General features: G+C 68.2%; 23 protein-coding genes. 10 read left to right on the top strand and 13 right to left on the bottom strand.

Annotated elements, in window-relative coordinates; translation table 11 throughout:
• Positions 1-16: 16 nt before the first annotated feature.
• The 3 genes from AB0M14_RS22770 to AB0M14_RS22760 form a co-directional block, all read right to left on the bottom strand.
• Positions 17-886 carry an acyl-ACP desaturase gene (locus AB0M14_RS22770; protein ID WP_364998023.1) on the bottom strand — a complete coding sequence of 290 codons (870 nt, stop codon included), beginning with the start codon at positions 884-886 and terminating at the stop codon, positions 17-19.
• A 90-nt stretch (positions 887-976) separates the two neighbouring features.
• Positions 977-1,564: an esterase gene (locus AB0M14_RS22765; RefSeq protein WP_364998021.1), complete on the bottom strand. Its 588-nt coding sequence runs from the start codon at positions 1,562-1,564 to the stop codon at positions 977-979.
• Between the two features lie 165 nt (positions 1,565-1,729).
• Positions 1,730-3,118 carry a PhoH family protein gene (locus AB0M14_RS22760; RefSeq protein WP_364998019.1) on the bottom strand — a complete coding sequence of 463 codons (1,389 nt, stop codon included), beginning with the start codon at positions 3,116-3,118 and terminating at the stop codon, positions 1,730-1,732.
• 280 nt (positions 3,119-3,398) lie between these two features.
• Here AB0M14_RS22760 and AB0M14_RS22755 point away from each other — a divergent pair, with 280 nt between their 5' ends.
• Entirely contained in the window at positions 3,399-3,671 is a 273-nt protein-coding gene (locus tag AB0M14_RS22755; protein WP_364998017.1) for a hypothetical protein, read from the top strand.
• Between the two features lie 10 nt (positions 3,672-3,681).
• Here AB0M14_RS22755 and AB0M14_RS22750 read toward each other — a convergent pair whose 3' ends face one another.
• Both AB0M14_RS22750 and AB0M14_RS22745 read right to left on the bottom strand, forming a co-directional pair.
• Positions 3,682-3,873, bottom strand: coding sequence for a ferredoxin (locus tag AB0M14_RS22750; protein ID WP_364998015.1), 192 nt, complete (start codon positions 3,871-3,873; stop codon positions 3,682-3,684).
• A gap of 5 nt (positions 3,874-3,878) precedes the next feature.
• On the bottom strand, positions 3,879-5,063 hold the full coding sequence (locus AB0M14_RS22745; protein ID WP_364998013.1) for a cytochrome P450: 1,185 nt from the start codon (positions 5,061-5,063) through the stop codon (positions 3,879-3,881).
• Positions 5,064-5,277: 214 nt separating this feature from the next.
• On the opposite strand from AB0M14_RS22745, the gene AB0M14_RS22740 reads away from it, so the two are divergent.
• Positions 5,278-5,967 carry a MarR family transcriptional regulator gene (locus AB0M14_RS22740; RefSeq protein ID WP_364998011.1) on the top strand — a complete coding sequence of 230 codons (690 nt, stop codon included), beginning with the start codon at positions 5,278-5,280 and terminating at the stop codon, positions 5,965-5,967.
• Here AB0M14_RS22740 and AB0M14_RS22735 read toward each other — a convergent pair.
• Both AB0M14_RS22735 and AB0M14_RS22730 read right to left on the bottom strand, forming a co-directional pair.
• Positions 5,954-6,388, bottom strand: coding sequence for a limonene-1,2-epoxide hydrolase family protein (locus tag AB0M14_RS22735; RefSeq protein ID WP_364998009.1), 435 nt, complete (start codon positions 6,386-6,388; stop codon positions 5,954-5,956). The two genes, AB0M14_RS22740 and AB0M14_RS22735, sit on opposite strands and share 14 nt — an antisense overlap.
• Before the next feature lie 32 nt (positions 6,389-6,420).
• Entirely contained in the window at positions 6,421-7,161 is a 741-nt protein-coding gene (locus AB0M14_RS22730) for a TetR/AcrR family transcriptional regulator (RefSeq protein WP_364998007.1), read from the bottom strand.
• 110 nt (positions 7,162-7,271) lie between these two features.
• On the opposite strand from AB0M14_RS22730, the gene AB0M14_RS22725 reads away from it, so the two are divergent.
• The 4 genes from AB0M14_RS22725 to AB0M14_RS22710 all read left to right on the top strand — a co-directional run bounded on the left by AB0M14_RS22725 (position 7,272) and on the right by AB0M14_RS22710 (position 11,077).
• Entirely contained in the window at positions 7,272-8,456 is a 1,185-nt protein-coding gene (locus AB0M14_RS22725) for an FAD-dependent monooxygenase (protein WP_364998005.1), read from the top strand.
• Positions 8,457-8,582: 126 nt separating this feature from the next.
• On the top strand, positions 8,583-9,794 hold the full coding sequence (locus tag AB0M14_RS22720; protein WP_364998003.1) for a hypothetical protein: 1,212 nt from the start codon (positions 8,583-8,585) through the stop codon (positions 9,792-9,794).
• Positions 9,794-10,543 (top strand): ESX secretion-associated protein EspG, encoded by a 750-nt coding sequence (locus tag AB0M14_RS22715; RefSeq protein ID WP_364998001.1) that lies wholly within the window; start codon positions 9,794-9,796, stop codon positions 10,541-10,543. The genes AB0M14_RS22720 and AB0M14_RS22715 overlap by 1 nt, the downstream gene beginning before the upstream one ends.
• Positions 10,544-10,642: 99 nt before the next feature.
• Positions 10,643-11,077, top strand: coding sequence for a hypothetical protein (locus AB0M14_RS22710; RefSeq protein ID WP_364997999.1), 435 nt, complete (start codon positions 10,643-10,645; stop codon positions 11,075-11,077).
• Between the two features lie 10 nt (positions 11,078-11,087).
• Here the strand turns inward: AB0M14_RS22710 and glyA are convergent, their stop codons facing one another.
• Both glyA and AB0M14_RS22700 read right to left on the bottom strand, forming a co-directional pair.
• Positions 11,088-12,410: a serine hydroxymethyltransferase gene (gene glyA, locus AB0M14_RS22705; protein WP_364997997.1), complete on the bottom strand. Its 1,323-nt coding sequence runs from the start codon at positions 12,408-12,410 to the stop codon at positions 11,088-11,090.
• A gap of 104 nt (positions 12,411-12,514) precedes the next feature.
• Positions 12,515-13,108, bottom strand: coding sequence for a TetR/AcrR family transcriptional regulator (locus tag AB0M14_RS22700; protein WP_364997995.1), 594 nt, complete (start codon positions 13,106-13,108; stop codon positions 12,515-12,517).
• 53 nt (positions 13,109-13,161) lie between these two features.
• Here AB0M14_RS22700 and AB0M14_RS22695 point away from each other — a divergent pair, with 53 nt between their 5' ends.
• Positions 13,162-13,611, top strand: coding sequence for a PaaI family thioesterase (locus AB0M14_RS22695; RefSeq protein ID WP_364997993.1), 450 nt, complete (start codon positions 13,162-13,164; stop codon positions 13,609-13,611).
• 288 nt (positions 13,612-13,899) lie between these two features.
• Here AB0M14_RS22695 and AB0M14_RS22690 read toward each other — a convergent pair whose 3' ends face one another.
• Positions 13,900-15,096 (bottom strand): DUF885 domain-containing protein, encoded by a 1,197-nt coding sequence (locus tag AB0M14_RS22690; RefSeq protein ID WP_364997991.1) that lies wholly within the window; start codon positions 15,094-15,096, stop codon positions 13,900-13,902.
• A gap of 223 nt (positions 15,097-15,319) precedes the next feature.
• On the opposite strand from AB0M14_RS22690, the gene coaA reads away from it, so the two are divergent.
• Positions 15,320-16,252: a type I pantothenate kinase gene (gene coaA, locus AB0M14_RS22685; RefSeq protein ID WP_364997989.1), complete on the top strand. Its 933-nt coding sequence runs from the start codon at positions 15,320-15,322 to the stop codon at positions 16,250-16,252.
• A 57-nt stretch (positions 16,253-16,309) separates the two neighbouring features.
• Here coaA and AB0M14_RS22680 read toward each other — a convergent pair whose 3' ends face one another.
• Positions 16,310-16,513 (bottom strand): cold-shock protein, encoded by a 204-nt coding sequence (locus tag AB0M14_RS22680; protein WP_364999018.1) that lies wholly within the window; start codon positions 16,511-16,513, stop codon positions 16,310-16,312.
• A 308-nt stretch (positions 16,514-16,821) separates the two neighbouring features.
• Between AB0M14_RS22680 and AB0M14_RS22675 the strand changes: the two genes are divergently transcribed.
• Both AB0M14_RS22675 and AB0M14_RS22670 read left to right on the top strand, forming a co-directional pair.
• Positions 16,822-17,280 carry a hypothetical protein gene (locus AB0M14_RS22675; RefSeq protein WP_364997987.1) on the top strand — a complete coding sequence of 153 codons (459 nt, stop codon included), beginning with the start codon at positions 16,822-16,824 and terminating at the stop codon, positions 17,278-17,280.
• Positions 17,281-17,293: 13 nt separating this feature from the next.
• Positions 17,294-17,602 carry a hypothetical protein gene (locus AB0M14_RS22670; protein WP_364997985.1) on the top strand — a complete coding sequence of 103 codons (309 nt, stop codon included), beginning with the start codon at positions 17,294-17,296 and terminating at the stop codon, positions 17,600-17,602.
• Here AB0M14_RS22670 and AB0M14_RS22665 read toward each other — a convergent pair.
• Positions 17,597-18,160: a hypothetical protein gene (locus AB0M14_RS22665; RefSeq protein ID WP_364997983.1), complete on the bottom strand. Its 564-nt coding sequence runs from the start codon at positions 18,158-18,160 to the stop codon at positions 17,597-17,599. The genes AB0M14_RS22670 and AB0M14_RS22665 overlap by 6 nt on opposite strands.
• A gap of 71 nt (positions 18,161-18,231) precedes the next feature.
• A complete protein-coding gene (locus tag AB0M14_RS22660) occupies positions 18,232-19,050 on the bottom strand; it encodes an isoprenyl transferase (protein WP_364997981.1) in 819 nt (272 codons plus the stop codon).
• Between the last annotated feature and the right edge of the window lie 13 nt (positions 19,051-19,063).

Genomic DNA, 19,063 nt, shown 5'->3' with positions numbered 1-19,063 from the left:
CCAGGCCGGCGTTCTCCTAGGCGGGCGCTCCGGCGCGCAGGTGCGCGAGCTCGGCGCGCGCCTGCTCGCCCTCCGCACCCAGATCGGTGCGCTCGAAGACGTTCCACCGCCGCAGCAGCGGCGCGAAGACCAGCTCATCCTGCTTGGCCGGGTCGTAGATACCGGCCGCCGCCAGCACCTCGTCGCTGGAGCGTCCGTCCGGCAAGGTCACCGACGGCACGGTGAAGCCCGCGACCCGATCGGCGATGGCGCGCATGGTCTGGTCCGGCGCGATCGCGAAGGCCGCGCCGATCAGCTCGGCGAAGACGACCGACTGCATCTCGTCGTCCACGGCGATGCGCTCCGACATCGCGGTCACCAGCGGGTTCTCGTTCAGGGCCGCGGTATTGCGGTGCCGGATCGCCGAGGCGGCTTCCTCGATCGCGCATTCGGCGAGCACGTCCAGCAGATGCATGGGGGGACGGCTGAAGCCGGTCGTCATGTGCGCCATCCGGGCCCGCTCCAGCTCGACCGGATCGACCGCCCGCGTCACCATGAGGTAGTTGCGGATCATGATCTCGTGCCGGTTCTCCTCGGCGGTCCACCGGCCGACCCAGCGCCACCACGGACCGATGCGCAGATGCTTGCCGAGCTCGCGATGGAAGGCCGGCAGGTTGTCGGCGATCAGCACGCTGACGGTGAGCGCCAGCTTCGCGACCTCGCTGAGCTCGGATTGCCCGGGCTCCCAATCGTTTCCGCCGAGGAACCTGAAGTTGCGACCGTCGTCGAAGGGCACGTAGTCGTGCGGCTGCCAGCCGTCGGCGGTGGCGATGTGCCGGTTCAGGATCAGGTCCACCTCATCCGCCAGCGCGTCGAGCAGCTCGCGGTCGGTCAAGTGATTTTGCACCAGCACAACCTAGCTGGTGCGTCCAGCCAGCGGGGAGCTACGCACCAGAAAGAGCGCCCGGGACCGCGAGTCCCGAGCGCTCCCGGGCTGCTACTTCGGCGTGACCGTGGTCTGGCCGTCCTTCCAGGTGATGGTGCCGCCGGTGAAGGTGGATTCCTTGCCGCCGGTGATGTCCTTCTCGTCGCTGGTCGGATAGCCGAGTTTGCCGTTGGCGCCGCCGTTGGCCTCCCAGGCCTTGCGGATCTCGCCCCACACGATGTGCGGATCGCCGTCTTCGGCCTCGTAGATGGTGCCGCCGGCGAAGTCCTGATACTTGCCGCCGGCCGGGCCGTTCTCCTGCGCTTCCAGCGGCAGGCCGAGCGCACCGGTGGCGCCGCCGGCCGCGAGGTACTTCTCGTAGATATCGCCGGAGATGGTGACTTCCTGGCCGCCCTGGGTGGCGATCTTGGTTTCCTCGGCCGCCTCGGTGGTGCTGGTGGCGCTGCCGCCGGCGGTCTCGGAGCCGGTGGCCGAGCCGCTCGCGGTGGGCGAGGGCGTCGCCAGCACCGATGTCACCGCGCCTTTGGCCTTGTCGACGTTCTCTTTCGCCTCGTCCTCACTGCATCCAGCGGACAGCAGCAGTGCGGCGACGCCGAGCGCCGCGGTGAATGTAGCCGTTCGTCGAGCGAAGTGGGTCATGTCCATCCTCTTCTCGAATAGGCAAACCATGATGTTCAGCAACGATCCGGCGAATCTGCAAGGGATTCGCCGGATCGCGCTGAACAGGTATCGCCGCGGGATATTACCCGTTCGATGTGAGATGAAACACACTCTCGAAGATTGCTCTACGAGAGCACCACCGGGCTACGCGCTCGGGCCGTACTCCTCCAGCATCTCGGTGACCAGAGCGGCGATCGGCGACCGCTCGCTGCGAGTGAGCGTGACGTGTGCGAAAAGCGGGTGCCCCTTGAGCTTTTCGATCACCGCCGCGACACCGTCGTGCCGGCCGACCCGCAGGTTGTCCCGCTGCGCCACATCGTGGGTGAGCACCACCCGCGATCCGGTACCCAGCCGGCTGAGCACCGTGAGCAGCACATTGCGCTCCAGCGACTGCGCCTCGTCCACGATCACGAACGAATCGTGCAGCGAGCGACCGCGAATGTGGGTGAGCGGCAGGACCTCCAGCATGTCGCGGGAGAGCACCTCCTCCAGCACCTCGCGGCTGGCCAAGCCGTCGAGCGTGTCGAAGACGGCCTGCGCCCAGGGCCCCATCTTCTCGCTCTCGGAACCGGGTAGGTAGCCCAGATCCTGGCCGCCGACCGCGTAGAGCGGACGGAACACCACGACCTTGCGCTGGGTGCGGCGCTCTAGCACCGCTTCCAGGCCGGCGGTCAGCGCGAGCGCCGACTTACCGGTGCCCGCCCGGCCGCCGAGCGAGACGATGCCGATGCTCTCGTCCAGCAGCAGATCCAGCGCGATGCGCTGTTCGGCGGAACGGCCGTGCAGACCGAACGCCTCCCGATCCCGCACCAGCTGCACCCGCTTGTCCGGCGTCACCCGGCCCAGTGCGCTGGAACTGGTCCCGAGCAGCCGGATGCCGGTGTGGCAGGGCAGCTCCCGGGCTTCGTCCAGGTCGATCGAGTTTTCGGAGTAGAGCTGATCGATCCGCTCCTTGGAGACGTCGATCTCGACCATGCCGGACCAGCCGGATGTCACCACGTCCTGGGCGTGATATTCGTCGGCGTGTAAGCCCACCGCGCTGGCTTTGACGCGCAACGGAATGTCCTTGGACACCAGCACCACCTCGCGGCCCTCGGCCGCCAGGTTGAGCGCACAGGCCAGGATGCGGGAATCGTTGGTGTCGGTGCGGAATCCGACGGGCAGGACCGCGGGGTCGGTGTGGTTGAGTTCCACCTGCAGCGTTCCGCCCTCGGTGCCGATCGGCACCTGCTCATCCAGCCTGCCGTACTGCAGGCGTAGATCGTCGAGGTTGCGCAGGGCTTCCCGCGCGAACCAGCCCAGTTCGTGATGGTGCCGTTTGCCTTCGAGTTCGCTGATGACGACCAGCGGAAGCACCACGTCGTTGTCGCCGAACCTGGTGAATGCCCAGGGATCCGACAGCAGGACCGAGGTGTCGATGACAAAGGTTTTCTGGGAGAGCGAAGGGCGAGCCCCCTTGGTGTCTGTAGGGACAGCGGCGGATTTCCTGGAGGATTTCGCCGAGGGAGCGGAAACGGAGCGTGCAGCAGTCACGGTGGGCTCCTTTGTGTCCGTGCGGCACCCGCGCGCGGACGATCTCGCTGGACCGGCCGGTCCTGATGGCATTGGACTTGCGTCAACTGCCACGAGGGCCGGGCGCCGGCCCTCTCGCACTGAATTTCTCAGTCACGGTCAGGACCTCCCGTACGAACCACACCGACGCGGCCCGCATTACCGACGCTACCGCCGACCACCCGGTCTGCGCTCGGGGAAGTGAAGGCGTGTCCGTGAATCTTTCGTTAACCGATACGAGACTGCGAGCTAGAGTCGGTTTATGTCCGGCAACGAGGAACTCGAGAACCTGTCGTCGAAGGAACTGCACGACGAGGCGGTGAAGCTCGCGGTGCGCCACGGGGACGTGAAGTTCCTCTGGCAGCTGCTCACCCGGATTCCGGCCGCCGAAGCCGCGGCCGGAGATCTCGGCGAGAGCGAGGCCGACATCAAGTACGTCGTCCCGTTGATCGACGACTACATCCACGCCGGGGACGGCGCGGTCGCCGAGCAGCTGCGGCCGTTCTACCTGGAGTACCTGGCCGCGCACAGCTGAGCCCGCACGGCTACCGCAGGGTGATCGCGCCGGACGGACAGATCAGCGCCGCCTCGCGCACCGCGTCCCGCACTCCGGGTCCGGGGGTGTCGGTGAGTGGGATCACCTTGCCCTCCTCCGCATCCTGATCGAACACAGCGGCGGCGGTGAGGGCGCACATGCCCGCCCCGATGCAGCGGGCCCGATCCACGGTGATCCGCATCGGGTTCACCACGTCACCGGGAGCTCATGAACACCGTGGATGTCCATGTCGTGGCGCACCGGGACATCTTCGGCGGGCACGGCCAGGCGCAGCGCGGGGAACCGCCGCACCAGAGCCGGTAGCGCGACCCGCATTTCGACGCGGGCCAGTTGCTGGCCCAGGCACTGGTGCGCGCCGTGACCGAAGGCGACGTGCCCGACGGCGTTGCGGCCGATGTCGAAGCTGCCGGGGTCGTCGAACTTCAGCGGGTCGTGGTTGGCGGCCAGTAGTGACACCGCGACGGTTTGGCCCTTCCGGATCAGCTGACCCTCGACCCGCACGTCCGCCAGGGCAGTGCGCGCCGCGGTATGCGCGATCGACAGATAGCGCAGCAGTTCCTCGACGGCGCGGTCGGCGCGGTCGGGTTCGGTACGCAACAGCGCCAATTGATGGGGGTGCCGCAGCAGCGCGAAGGTGCCGAGCCCCAGCATGTTCGCGGTGGTGTCCAGTCCTGCGGCAAGCAGGAAGCCACCGATGCCCCCCAGTTCGTCGTCGGTGAGTTCGGTGCCGGTCAGGTCGCTGAGCAGATCGTCCGTCGGGTCGGCGCGCTTGGCGCGGACGAGGTCGCGCACGTAGTCCTTGACGGCCTCGAAGGTGGCGTACTGCTGTTCGGGACTGCTGTCGAGCGCACCCATCGTGACGGTGTGCGCGAAGAAGGCGTCGCGCTCGCCGTACGGCACACCCAGCAGCTCGCAGATGACCAACGTGGGGATGGGCCGGGCGTAGGCGCTCATCAGATCGAGCGGGCCGCCGGCGCGCTCCATCGCGTCCAGGTGTTCGGCGGCGAGCTGTTCGACGCGTTCGGTCAGCAGCCGCATCCGGCGCACGGTGAACTTGCTCGCCAGCAGTTTCCGGAAGCGGGCGTGCTCGGGGGCGTCGATGCCGGTGAGGTCGCCGAGCGGGGCGGGCGGCAGCTGCCCGACATCGGCGAGCGGGTAGTGCATGAGTTCGAAGCGGGAGCTGAAGCGCGGATCGGACAGCACCGCGCGGACCGCCGCATGGCTGGTGGCCAGCCAGCCGAGATGGCCGTCGGGGAAGGCCATCGGAGTGAGGGGGCGGTGCGCGCGAATGTCCGCGAATGCGACGGGCGGGGCGAACGGACAGCCCTGCGGGCGGGTGGTGGGAAGACGAACGGCCTGTGTTTCGGTCACGACTACTCCTCGGGCTCATCTCTTCGGAAGGACCCGAACGCTACGTTGCACCGACTGGGTGAACAACGAGAACCGAAAGCCAATCACCGTTATTTGCAGGTAGATTGAAGAAGTAAGTTGCAACGATGCTGCGGCAGAACGCAATTATGAAGGCGGAACGTTGCAACGAGTTGCGTTTCACCGCAGCGCTTCGCACCGACCGGAGGAGGCGTGCGTGCCCGGAGGCCGATTGACCCGGGAGGATCGCGGGGACATCGCCGCGGGGCTGTCCCGCGGCCTGGGCTACGCGGAGATCGCCCGGCGGCTGAATCGGCCCACCTCCACGGTCAGCCGGGAAGTCGGCCGCAACGGCGGCCCCAACCGCTACGAACCCGAGCGGGCGCACCGCGCCACCGAACGGCGCGCTCGCCGCCGAACACCCACCGTCGCGGCCGTGGCCGAACCGATCGAGCCCGCGGTCGCCGAATTCATCGCACACTTCACCGCGATGTTCGCCCGCACCGGCATGCCGCGCACCGCCTCCGGCGTGCTGGCCTGCCTGTATGCCGCCGACACCGCCAGCTGCACCGCCGCCGAACTGGTACATCGGCTACGCGTCAGCCCCGCCTCGATCTCGGCGGCCATCCGCTACCTCGAGCAGCAGGACATCATCCGGCGCGAACGCGACGCCGAGCGCCGCCGCGACCACTACCTGCTCGACGAAGACGCCTGGCCGCGTGCGACTTTCACGGGCGCCCGGCAGAATTTCCTGCTGGCCGAGGCAGCCCGCCAGGGCGCCGCCATCCTGGGGCCGGCCGCCCCGGCCGCGGCGCGGCTGGACGAGATGAGCAACTACCTCGATCACGTCGGCAAAGACATGCTCGCCTCGGCCGAGCGGTGGCGGGGGGATTTCAGCGGCGGGTGAGCAGCTTCGCCGACACCAGCCGCCACAGGCCCACCGCCGTGCCTCTGAGGAAGTTCTCGAAGCTGAAGTGGTCGTGCCACAGCACGATTCGGCCCTCGCGCAGTTCCAAGGTGCCGGTGACCCAGAAGCCGATCGTCAACGGGCCGGCGCGCAGGTAGTCGGTGCGGTCGGTGAGCACGATGCCGCCGTTGGCGGCGATGTGGTGCATGTCGACCCCGAAGCCGAACGCGTCCTTGTCCAGGCCGCGCAGCACAGCGCCGACCCGCCGCAGGCCGCGGATGTCGGGCAGCGAGGTGTTCTTCCAGACGATGTCGGGGTGCAGCAGTTCCAGCGCCTCGTCCACCGCGCCCATTTCCAGCGCGGCGAAGAACTCCCGCACCGTGGTGATCGCGTCTTGCATCAGTTCGAGTTCCTCGGACATGCGTCGAGCCTAGGCGGACCGGAGCGCTAGGACTATCCCCTGCGCGCGGCGATGAGCACGGCGAGCCCGTCCAGGATCCGCTCGATGCCGAAGTACAGTGCGTCGCCCTGGTTGTCCGGAAGCCCGGGATGCCCGGCCGCGGCCGCTTCTTCGGCGAACGCGGCGCGCACGGCCGGATAACCCGCCCCCGCGGCGGCCATCATCTCGCCGAACTGCTGGGCGACCTGCTCGGCCAGCTGCGCGCCGGTGGCGCTGCGGGACTGCTGGGCCAGGCTGCGGACATGACCGTTGAGCAGCACCACCGAGTCCAGCCGCTCCGGGCCGGTCAGCCCGGTGCCCTCCAGCGCGGTCAGCGCGACCTCCAGCCAGCCCATCTCGTTGGGGCCCAGCGGGCGGATCCCGACCGCGAGTTCCAGCGACCACGGGTGCGCGCAATACCGGTCGAAGACCGTGACCGCCCAGTGCCGCAGGCTTTCTCGCCACGGTTGCGCGCGATCCCCCGCCGGCGCCACGGGTTTCGGCGGCGCGCCCATGGCGGTGTCGAACATGAGCGCGGTGAGTTGCTCCTTGCCCGGCACATACCGGTACAGCGACATCTTGGTGAAGCCGAGGCGATCGGCCAGCCGCTGCATGGACAGGCTGGCCAGGCCTTCGGCGTCGGCGAGCGCGATCGCCTCGGCGACGATCCCCGCCAGCGTGAGCGCGGGCTTCGGTCCGCGTTTGGGCCGCGGCTGGGTGCCCCACAGCAGCTCGACGGTGGTCGGTGACGGCATGCCCTTGATCCTTCCGGAACCGCTTGACGGGTAACTGTGTCTACCATACTCTAATTCGTGTCCACCGGAAACAGATTCCAGCGGACACTGTTATAGAGTCAGGAGAAATCATGCGCAACCAGTCCGTCCTCATCTCCGGCGCGTCCGTCGCGGGCCCGGCCCTGGCCTACTGGCTCGACCGGTACGGCTTCGAAGTGACCGTCGTAGAGCGGGCACCCGAGCTGCGGCCCGGCGGCCAGGCCGTCGACTTCAAGGGCGCCACCCACCAGACCGTGGTGGAGCGGATGGGCATCTGGGCGGAGGTCCAGCAACGCAGCACCGGCACCACCGACATCGTCTTCGTCGACGAGCAGGGCGAACGGATCGGCCTCATGTCAGGTGATTTCACCGGCGGCGATGTCGAGATCCTGCGCGGCGACCTGGCCGAGATCATGTATCGGCGGACCAGCGGCAGCTGCGAGTACGTCTTCGGGGACTCGATCAGCGCGCTCACCGAGACCGCCGACGGCGTGCTCGTCGAGTTCGAGCGGGGCGAGCCGCGGACCTTCGACCTGGTGTTCGGGGCCGATGGAATCCATTCCCGGGTCCGGCGTCTGGCGTTCGGGCCGGAATCGGAATTCGTCGAACATCTCGGCTACTACTACTGCGTGGTGGGAGCCAGCCCGTGGACGGAGCAGATCAGCCGGCGGGAACGCCAAATCGCCTACGGGCTCAACGCCCCGGGCCTGCTCGCCGTCGACGGTGGCGCGAAGGCCCAGCAGATGTACGTGTTCGCCACTCCCGAAATCGAATTCGACCGCACCGACATCGCGGCACAACGCCGGATCGTCAGCGAGAAGTTCGCCGGCCTCGGCTGGGAGGTGCCGCGGATGCTGGCCGAGGCAGCCGAATGCGAGGACTTCTATCTGGATTCGCTGAGCCAGGTGCGCATGCGAGAGACGGGCTACACCACGGGCCGGATCGCACTGGTCGGCGACTCCGCCTACGGAAATACCCTGGGCGGCTTCGGCACCGGGCTCGCCGTGGTCGGCGCCTATGTGGTCGCCGGGGAATTGGCACTCGCGGACGGCGATCACACCGTCGCCTTCGAGCGCTACACCGAGATCATGCGCCGCTACGCCAAGATCGCGAAGAACACCAGCGCGGGCAGGTTCTTCGCGCCGCGCACCGGACGCGGCATCAAGTTCCGCAACTGGTTCCTGGGCAGCCGAATGTTCGCGCTGATGACCAGGTTCGGTGACAAGGCGGCCAACGACATCGACCTGAAGGATTACCCGGCGCTGACCACCAAGTGAACGCCCGCTCACCTAGCCGGGGGCGATCGGCTGTGTTTCGATGGAACCGGAACGGGGTGGAGTGCGTCTATATGGTCGAACGGCTCACATCCGCCACCGGGCACCTGAGAACCAGGGGAGCGATCCATGAGACCTACCGACGGCAGGGCGATCACCAATCCCGAGAACGCGCAGAACTTTTCGCACGCCGAGATCAAACAGGCCGCCGACCAGATGAATCCGGCCGGCTTGGACGCCGCGTTCGCGGCCTGGTCGGCGATCGCCACGGCGGTGACGAAAGCGGGCGACGAGTTCGAGACGGCGATCCAGAAAGCCATCGATCAGCGGTGGGAAGGCGCCGCGGCCGCGGCGGCGGTGCGCGGGATCCGCGAATACGCCACGCGGGTGGGCGAACTCGGGGAATCGCTGGCGCAGCAGTCCGGTCCGCTGTCGTCGGCGGCGAGCGCGGCGACCAGTTTCCAGGCCGCGATACCCGCGGTGGCGGACACGTCCTCGGCCTCGACCGAGCCGGCGGCGCGCAACTCGCAAGAGGAGCAGGCCCGCGACGACATGTACACCTACTACATCCAGCCCTACGGCGCGACGGCGCCGGAGATCCCGACGCTGCCCGAGCCGGTCAATCCGGTCGTCGTGCCCGGCACCGGGGTCACACCCGGCCCGAATTCTCCGGTGCAGCAACCCGGTACGGGGAACGGCACGCCCAGCGCCACCGAACCGGCCGATCCCGCCGCAGCCGCGAAGCCCACGGAAACGGGCACGCCCGCCGAGGAAGGTGCGCCGAGCGAGGCGGGCACGCCCAGCGAGCAGGGGCAGCCCAGCGAAGAAACCACCCCCACCGCGGAGCATCCGGCCGATACCGCCGAGTCACCGGGAAACACCGCACCGCAATCGGTTTCGCAGAATCCTGGCAGCAGCACATTCCCGTCCGCCTACACACCGGCGGCGACCGGTACCACACCGCAGTCCGCCACCCTGCCGACCGCGGTGGTCCCGGGCACCACACCCGCCGCAGCCCCGCAGCCGGCCGTGGTCCCGAGCGCCCCGGCGGCCGGCAACTCGAGCGCCGCGGCGAACGCGGCCAATCCGTTGCGCCCCGGCACCTCGGTGCCCGCGCATCCGGCCGCACAGAACGCACCGGCCGCCCCGGCCGCCGCCGGCGGTCGCGTCGCCACGCCCGGCGCCCCCGGTTACGCGGGCATGATGCCGCCGCGCGGGCACGCCCGCGGCGAGGACGACGGCGAGCACAAATCGGCGAAATACCTGCGCACCAAAGAACATACGAAAGAACTGCTCGGCGAGACCGAGAAAACCGTCCCGCCCGCGCTCGGAGCCGATTGATGCCACAGCCCCCGCTCCCCCAGTGGACGCTGACCGCCGAACAGTTCGCGGCAGCCTGGTACGGCACCGGCTTGGACCGGCTGCCGTTCCCGTTCCGATTCACCAGCCGCTTTCCCGGACTGCACGAATATCACGACTATCAGCGCCGCTTCCGGCGCGAACTGGACGCCGACGAGCACCTGCACCTCAAGCGCGCGCTCCGGGTGCTGGGCCAACCCGATTGGCGCATAGAACTATTCGGCCTCGACAACCGGCGCGGCGGGGCGACCGAAATGCGGGCCATCGGCTGCGCCAGCCGCAGCGGCACCGCGGTCATCGCCATGCAGAAACCCGCCGCCGACGGCGGCAAGGTACGTCTGCGCCGGTGCCGCAGCGACCACCTCGCCACCGAACTCATCCGGTTGCTACCCGATCCACCCGCCGGCACCGCGGCCGAAAAGAGTTATCTGCTGGGCGATCTCGACGAGCACCCGGCCGACCCGTTCGGCAACCCCACAGTTGCCCGCGACAGCTATCGCCGTTTCTGGCGCCAGCCCTGCAGCACCCGCGGCACCGTGGTCGTCCTGCTCGGCCCGCGCAACGCGGAACCGCTGCGCACCGGCAAACTTCGCTGGATCGACACTGTCGAGGGCCGTTACGCCGAGACGCCCGCCAACGGTGCGCTGATGATCCGGCCCGCGACCAGCGCCGGAATCACCCGCTACCTGGATGAAGCCATTATTCGCGCCCGCGCCCGGATGGACTCGTAGCACAGTTGCCCTGATTTCGCCCGGCCCGGCGAGCGCGTGTCACATCCTTGCCTGCCGAATCAGGCGCGGTGGGTGCGGTTCTTCCCTACCGTGGACGCTATGACCAATCGAGACGAAATCAAGGCCTTCTTCGATGAGTACGAGAAAGCCCTGAGCGCCTACGACTCCGAACGCGCTGCCGCACACTGGGGTACGCCCGGCACCATCATCAGCGACGGTTTCATCGGCTCCGCGGACAGCACCGCCGAGATGGCCGAGGGCCTGGCCACCGGCTACCCCTTCTACCGCCGGCTCGGCCTGGCGAGCGTCGGCTACACCTTGCTCGAAACCACCGATCTCACCCGCCAGATCGTCCGGGTCCGGGTCCGCTGGCACTTCTACGACGCGCAGGGCGCCCTGCTCACCGACAGCGACTACGAATACCTGCTCCGCCGTGACGGCGGCGGCATGCACGCCTACGTTGCCGTCGCCATCGACGAGTCGGAGAAGCTGGGCCAGCTGGCCGCCGCGCGGGGCGTCGAACTACCGCACTGAGCCCACGGGTTCAGCCGAGCAGGCGCCAGTCCTCCAGACCCTGGTAGAGCGGGACGCTCTGGGCCAGCTTGGTGACCCGGCCGCGCAGGGCCTCGACGTCGCCGCCCGCCAGGGCGGTGGCGATGATGTCGGCGACCTCGGTGAACTCGGCGTCGCCGAAGCCACGGGTGGCCAGGGCGGCGGTGCCGATGCGCAGGCCGGAGGTGACCATCGGGGGACGCGGGTCGAACGGAACGGCGTTGCGGTTCACCGTGATTCCGACCTCGTGCAGCAGATCCTCGCCCTGCTGGCCGTCGAGCTGGGAGTTGCGCAGGTCGACCAGGACCAGGTGCACGTCGGTGCCGCCGGTGAGCACCGTGATGCCCTTGTCCTTGACGTCGGCGCCGGTGAGGCGCTCGGCCAGGATCTTCGCGCCCGAGAGGGTGCGCTCCTGACGGTCCTTGAACTCCGCGCCCGCGGCGATCTTGAAGGCGACGGCCTTGGCGGCGATGGCGTGCATCAGCGGCCCGCCCTGCTGGCCCGGGAACACCGCGCTGTTCAGCTTCTTCGCGAATTCCTGCTTGGCCAGGATCAGGCCGGAGCGGGGGCCGCCCAGGGTCTTGTGCACGGTGGAGGAGACGACGTCGGCGTGCGGCACCGGAGACGGGTGCAGGCCCGCGGCGACCAGACCGGCGAAGTGCGCCATGTCGACCCACAGGTAGGCGCCGACCTCATCGGCGATCTCGCGGAACGCGGCGAAGTCCTGATGGCGCGGGTAGGCGGACCAGCCGGCGACGATCACCTTCGGACGAGAGGCGCGGGCGATCTTGCGCACCTCCTCCATGTCGACGCGGTGGTCTTCTTTGCTCACGCCGTAGGAGTGCACCTCGTAGAGCTTGCCGGAGAAGTTCAGCCGCATGCCGTGGGTCAGGTGACCGCCGTGCGCGAGGTCCAGGCCGAGCAGCCGATCGCCGGGGCTCATCAGCGCCATCAGCACCGCGGCATTGGCCTGGGCGCCGGAATGCGGCTGGACGTTGGCGAATTCGGCGCCGAACAGTTCCTTGGCGCGATCGCGGGCGAGGGTCTCGACGACGTCGACGTGCTCGCAGCCCCCGTAGTAGCGGCGACCCGGGTAGCCCTCGGCGTACTTGTTGGTGAGCACGCTGCCCTGAGCCTGCAGCACCGCGCGCGGCACGAAGTTCTCCGAGGCGATCATCTCGAGGGTGTCGCGTTCGCGGGCGAGTTCGCCGGCCATAGCGGCGGCGAGCTCCGGATCGAGCTCACCGAGAGACTGAGTATTGACAGAGGCGGTCACGCCGCCGAGTGTATTGGCCTGGTCCGCGTTGTCGGGCATGGGGTTCTCCTCTTCGTTGCCCTGCACCCAGGCGCGCGGTGCGGGACGGGAGGCTTCCCGGTGGTTGCTTCCACCTCGAATGCGCCAGTCGCGGTGCGCTCAGTTTATCCGGCGCGCAGCAGCGGACCGAGGGTGGCCTGGAGGTCGTCCAGCGCCTGCACGGATTTCGTGGCTCGGGCCTGGACGATGGCGCCCTCCAGAGCGCTGACCACCAGGCTCGCGAGGGCCCGCGCGCGCTCGGCGGGGATTCCCTGGCCGGACAGCGCGGTCGTCAGCCGGTCGTTCCAGCCGTCGAAGACCGCGGCCGCGGCGGCCTGCACGCGCGGTTCGGATTCGGCGAGCGCCGCGCTGACCACCGGGCAGCCCGCGGCGAAGTCGCTGGTGCGCAGGGCCTTCTTCCACCAGCCGACCAGTCCGGACAGCCATTGATCGGGTGTTCCGGTGGCGGTGACCCGGTCGAAGACCGCGGACATGTGCGCACCGGCCACCGTGGTGGCTTCGGCCACGAGTTCGGCCTTGCCGGCCGGGAAGTGCTGATACAACGAGTTCCGGGAGGCGTTGCTGCGCTCGAGCAGCGCGGACAGGCCGGCGCCGGGCACGCCCTGCTCGCGAACCAGCTCGATGGCGCTGTCGATCAACCGGGTCCGCGGGCCCGCCGTCATGGGCTTCTCCTTGCCTTCATGAACCGATCGGTCCATACTCCAATCATGCCATGTGAACCGATCGGTTCACAGAGAGGACGGGAAATTCGATGACCACCGCCGAGATCGACTACTCGAAAATGTCCGGCCTGGAACTGCTGCGCACCGCCATGACCATGGCGAACCGCCCGCGCTTCATCGGTGACCTGCTCGGCATGGAGGTCGAGGAACTCGAGCACGGCCGAGTGGTCTTCGCCGTGCGGACTCGCCAGGATTTCGCCAACCCGCTCGGCAGCACGCACGGCGGCATCTGCGCCACCCTGCTCGACTCGGTGATGGGCTGCGCCGTGCACACCACCCTGGAACCCGGCGTCGGCTACAGCACCCTGGAATTGAAGGTGAACTACATCCGGTCGGTGCCCACCGACGACCGCCGGCTCACCGCCACCGGCACCACCATCCACGTCGGCCGGACCACCGCGACCGCCGAGGGACGCGTCGTCGACGAGCAGGGCCGCCTGGTCGCGCACGCCACCACGACCTGCGTCATCTTCCGCTGAAGCCAGGCGAGAACCCGCTCCTGCCCCACGTTTTGGGGGCGCGACAACAGGTAACGGAATGGGGTGTGACCACCGGTTCACCAGGTGCAAGTTATCTCCATTCGATTACGAAGGAAGCACTCATGCTGAACCTGGTCGCCGTACCCTCCAACCCGCTCGAAGGCCTGCTGCGCGTGCTGTCGCAGCTGGTGTGCACCATCTCCTCCGGCGGGAACTGCGCAGTCATCCAGTAGCGCGGGAGAATTCGCGACGCAAAGGCCCGGCGCCCCCAAGCGCCGGGCCTTTCGGTCATTGGCGCCGGATCGCGCCGGGCGTCAGCGGTTCGTCGAGCAGCCGGCGGAACCGGTCCGCGCGATCCGCGGCGTCCGGGGCCTGATCGAGCCAGCCGCCGAGCAGCTTGTAGCCCTCCACGTAGGTGCTGATGTAGGCCCGCCACAGCGGTGAGGACAGGAATCGCAACGACTGCCGCGCCCGGTCCGGCGTGGCCAGCGTCCACTGCTGGAGGAATTCCGCGACCTCGGTCTCGTCGCGGTGCCGGTCGTGCAGCAGCAGCGCCGCGTCCTGCCGCACGCTCAGCAGCGCGGCCGAGGCGGTGGCCAGGCGTTCGGCGCGGTCGCCGTCGAAGCGCAGGCCCAGATCGGCGTAGATCTCCTGTGCCCACTTGCCCCAGCCCGGCCCCACGATCGAGCGCAGCGCCAGGTCCGCCAGGCCCTCCGCCATCAAGCATTGCGGGGTGTTGACCAGGAACAGCGTCTGCTCGGCCTGCCCGGCCGCCACCAGTCCGGCCTCCTTGCGGCAGTGCTCGGTGTGATGACCCGGGTAGGACTCGTGCGCGATCAAGCTCGGCAGATTCGCCATGTGCTGCTTGAGATCGGAGTTGATCGCGACGCGGGAGTGGTAGTTGCCGAGGTAGTAGTTGAATCCGGACCACGGCTTGTCGCCGACCACCTCGTAGGTGACGTGCTCGTGGTCGGGCAGCGGGTAACGGTCGCGGACCAGCTCGCGCAGCGCGGAGGAGAAGGCTTCGACGCAGACCTGCAACCGGGCCGGCGGAATCTCGTCGGCGCGACGATGCGCGGCGACCCGCTCGGCCAGCGGGCCGTCGCCGGGCAGCACCTCGTCCATCAGGCGGTGCGCCTCGCGGTAGTGCTCGGTGTCGCCGGGGGCGATGTCGACGTCGAAATAGTCGCGGACCTCCTCGACGAAACCGATGTCGTCACCGGCGAACTTGCGGCCCGAGGTTTCCAGGGCCCGCAGGTGGACGTCGAGGAACTCGGTGCGCTCGGGCGCCAGCCCCGCGTCCGGGAGCTCGGCGCGCAGCCCGGCCGCACGGCGCGCGAGGTCGCGCGGTTCCGGCGCGGGGGCGTTCTGGACGGCGCGGCGCAACTCCGGGTCACCGGTATAGGCGTCGACGAAACCTTCCTCGAGCCGATCGAAGGCCAGGCCGATCCGCAGATATTCGGTCACAAGGGGATGCGCTTCCATGCCCGTCAACCCTAGTGGCTGAGAGCCGGGGCCACCTGCGGTTACCAGCCGGTAGCGGTACCCCCCGTTTCACACACTTGTGCGGCAGAGGACAATTCGTCCATGCGGCGACAGCTAGACCGAAACTCACGGAGCCTGCCGGGCGATCGTGAGTGTTGTCCGAATGGGAGCGCAGCCGCCAGGGGGATGGCAGCCTGCGGAGCAGGCGGGGCGGGTTAATACTGTGGCGAAAATGAGCGAGCCCAGCCCCTATGTGGAATTCGATCGCAAGCAGTGGCGAACACTGCGCAAATCGACGCCCCTGGTGCTCACCGAGGAAGAACTGATCGGCCTGCGCGGCCTGGGCGAACAGATCGACCTCGAAGAGGTGGCGGAGGTCTATCTTCCGCTGGCTCGTCTCATCCATCTGCAGGTGGCCGCGCGGCAGCGACTGTTCGCCGCGACCGCGACCTTTCTCGGGGAGAAGCACCCGGACCAGCAAGTTCCGTTCGTGATCGGCGTCGCCGGCAGCGTGGCCGTCGGCAAGTCCACCACTGCGCGCGTGCTCCAGGCGCTGCTCGCCCGCTGGGACCATCATCCGCGCGTGGATCTCATCACCACCGACGGATTCCTTTACCCCACAGCGGAATTGACCCGGCGCGGCATCATGCACCGCAAGGGGTTTCCGGAGAGCTACGACCGCCGCAAGCTGCTGCGCTTCGTCACCGAGGTGAAGTCCGGTGCCGCCGAGGTGTGCGCGCCGATGTACTCGCACATCTCCTACGACATCGTGCCCGGCAAGCTGCACTGCGTGCACCAGCCCGACATCCTCATCGTCGAGGGTCTGAACGTACTGCAGACGGGTCCGCGCCTGATGGTGTCGGACCTGTTCGATTTCTCCATCTACGTCGACGCCCGCATCGAGGACATCGAGAACTGGTATATCCAGCGGTTTCTCGCACTGCGCGAGACCGGTTTCGCCGATCCCAAGGCGCACTTCCACCACTACTCGAATTTCACCGACGACCAGGCGACCGCCGCGGCCAAGGAGATCTGGAACTCCACCAACCGCCCCAACCTGGTGGAGAACATCCTGCCGACCCGCCCCCGGGCCACCCTCGTGCTCCGCAAGGACGCCGACCACAGCATCAACCGGATCCGCCTGCGCAAGCTCTGACCACGCAAAAGCCCCGCACCCTGGGGGTGCGGGGCTCTTTACCAAGCTGAGTTGAAATCAGATGGCGCGGACGTCCTGGGCCTGCGGGCCCTTCTGTCCCTGGCCGACCTCGAACTCCACGCGCTGGCCTTCTTCAAGGGACTTGAATCCCGAGCCGGCCACCGCCGAGTAATGAACGAAGACGTCAGGGCCGCCACCGTCTTGCGCGATGAAGCCGAAGCCCTTTTCGCTGTTGAACCACTTCACACTGCCTTGAGCCATTTTGGTATTCATTCTTTTCTGTAGATGAGCCGGACAAATCACTTCAATGAGCCCGTACTCACCCACCAACCATGTCACGGATCCAGCGAGAAAGCGAACAGTGTGAGCCAAAGCTCGTTTTCATCCCACGATTCTCAGGACCCTCACAGCTTCGGCCCGCGCCCTACCCCACCGGTGCGCTGTGGCCGATCCGGACAGGGCGGCCTCCGAGCCGCGATCCGGCTCGGGTGAGCGGCGAAAGACCTTGCTGTTCAACACCTTCGCGGACACCAACGGCCTAAGCTGCCTGTGAAACGAAAGGTGGGGTCATGGGGGAGGTCGAGCGCTTACAGCGCGCGTTGGCGGAGGCCCGAGACACGGCGGCTACCCCCGACGAGTCGGTCACCGTGGAGGTCGGCGCGAAACCGGCCGAGGCGGCACCCGAGGTTCCGGCGGACGCTGCGGCCGAAGTCGACGACGACTCCGCAGTGGACCAGTCCGACGATGCGGAACCCGTTGAGCTGTTCGAGGATTCGATGGGGCACCTCATTCGGCCCTTCGTCTCGGCACTGGACGATGACGACGATTACGCGGTCGTGCTCGAAGATCCGGAGCCGGCGCGGCGGGTCTATCCCCCGCCCGCGGCAGCCGAGCAGCCACCCCACCCCGCGGCTCCGCTCCGCCCGCCCTGGCCCGAACCCTTGTCGCCGGCCACGTACCCCTCCTCCGACGATCTCATCCTGCTCTACGACATGCTCTGGGACGACTGGTTTCCCGGCCCGTACTGAATTGGAACAAGCCATGACACAGTCCGAACAGGAAACACGGCCTTCGACGCCGCGGCGGATCCTCGGCCTCGCGCTCCGGGTCGCGACCGTGGCGCTGTCGATCTTCCTGGGGTGGTGGTTCTTCGTGCTGTACGCCTACGAGTACGACTTCCTGCCGATCCCCTGGCAGGAACGCACCGCGCCGCTGGTCACCCTCGCACTCTCGGCCCTCGTGTGGCTGCGGTTCCCGCGCCTGCGACCGGAGTCGGCGGGATTTCTGGCCGGGGGCTGGGCGGCCGTCGCGTTTCTGCTGTGGATTTTCGGGCCCGGCGTAGTGCTATAGCTTCCAGGCCGCGTCCAGCCGCGCCGCCACATCGATGTCGCGGGCGGCGGCGATGTGGGGTTTGCGGATTTCCTTGGCGATGTATCTGGCGACGAAGCGGCGGATTTCGTGGTCGACGCTGGCGAAGATGCGCAGGAGCTGGGCGCGCAGGGTGTCGGCTTCGACGTTGATGCGGACATCGCTGGGGCGGGGTTCGGCGATGTCGATGAGGATGCGCAGCGGGTCGGCGGTGCGGGCCGTCAGGTGCAGGTGCAGGGTGCCGGCTACGTCGAAGGTGTGGCGGTCGACGGTGAGGTCGATGAGCATGTCCAGGGCGAGCGGGATGACCAGTTCGAAGGTGATCAGCTCGTCGAGATAGCGGGTGAGGCGGGGTTCGCCGAGCTGAACGTTGGCGGTGACCTTGGCGAGGCGGGCGGGGCCGACGCCGATCGGGCCGAAATCGAAGGCGGCGCCCGTCAATTGGCTGAAGGCGGCGAGGATGCGCGCCTCGGAGACCGCGTATTCGAGGAAGCGGCGGCCGAAGTCCTCGTAACTGATGTAGGGCGCCGGCTCGTCCATGAATCGGAAGTTACGCGAACCGGGCAGCCCGGCACGGGAAAACGGCGGAAACCCGGGACCCGAGGTACCGGTTACACGCCGAAGCGGCGGTGCCGCGCCGCGAAGTCGCGTAGCGCGCGCAGGAAGTCGACGCGGCGGAACTCCGGCCAGTAGGCCTCGGTGAACCAGATCTCGGAGTACGCGCTCTGCCAGAGCAGGAAGCCGGACAGTCGCTGCTCGCCGGAGGTGCGGATGACCAAGTCCGGATCGGGCTGACCGGAGGTGTAGAGGTGCTGCCCGATCGCGTTGACGGTGATCGACTGGACCAGGTCCTCGCCGTGCTCCCCCGCCGCGATCTCCTGGCGCACCAGCTTGCGAACCGCGTCGGTGATCTCCTGCCGGCCGCCGTACCCGACCGCCACGTTGACGTGCACGCCGTCGCGCCCGTCGGTGCGTTCGGCGGCGGTGCGCAGGCGCTTGGCGATCAGCTCCGGGAACCCCTCCAGGCTGCCGACGATCCGGACGCTCCAATTCTGTTCCGGCGCCGACAACTCCTCGACGACGTCGGTGATCACCTCGAAGAGGGTTTCCAGTTCTTCGGGATCGCGCTGCAGGTTCTCGGTGGAGAGCAGATAGACGGTGACCATCTCGATCCCGACCTCGGCGCACCAGCCGACCAGCTCCGCGATCTTGAGCGCGCCGACCCGATGGCCGTGACTCACATCGGTGAAACCGTTCTCCCGGGCCCAGCGGCGGTTACCGTCGCACATGACGGCGACGTGTCTGGGATGTTGTTTGCCGGCCAGCTGCTTGGACAGCCGGGCCTCGTAGATGCGGTAGGGCAGGCCACGCACCCGACTCGGGAACTCCACGGCGTCCAACCCTACGCCCCACCGGCCCGATCGCGGCATCGACGGCGTGCAC

Origin of the sequence: Nocardia sp. NPDC051832, from assembly GCF_040681285.1 — a bacterium.
Classification (GTDB): Bacteria; Actinomycetota; Actinomycetes; order Mycobacteriales; family Mycobacteriaceae; genus Nocardia.
The sequence above is the reverse complement of the archived record's forward strand: the minus strand, read 5'-3'. Positions and strand labels throughout refer to the sequence as shown.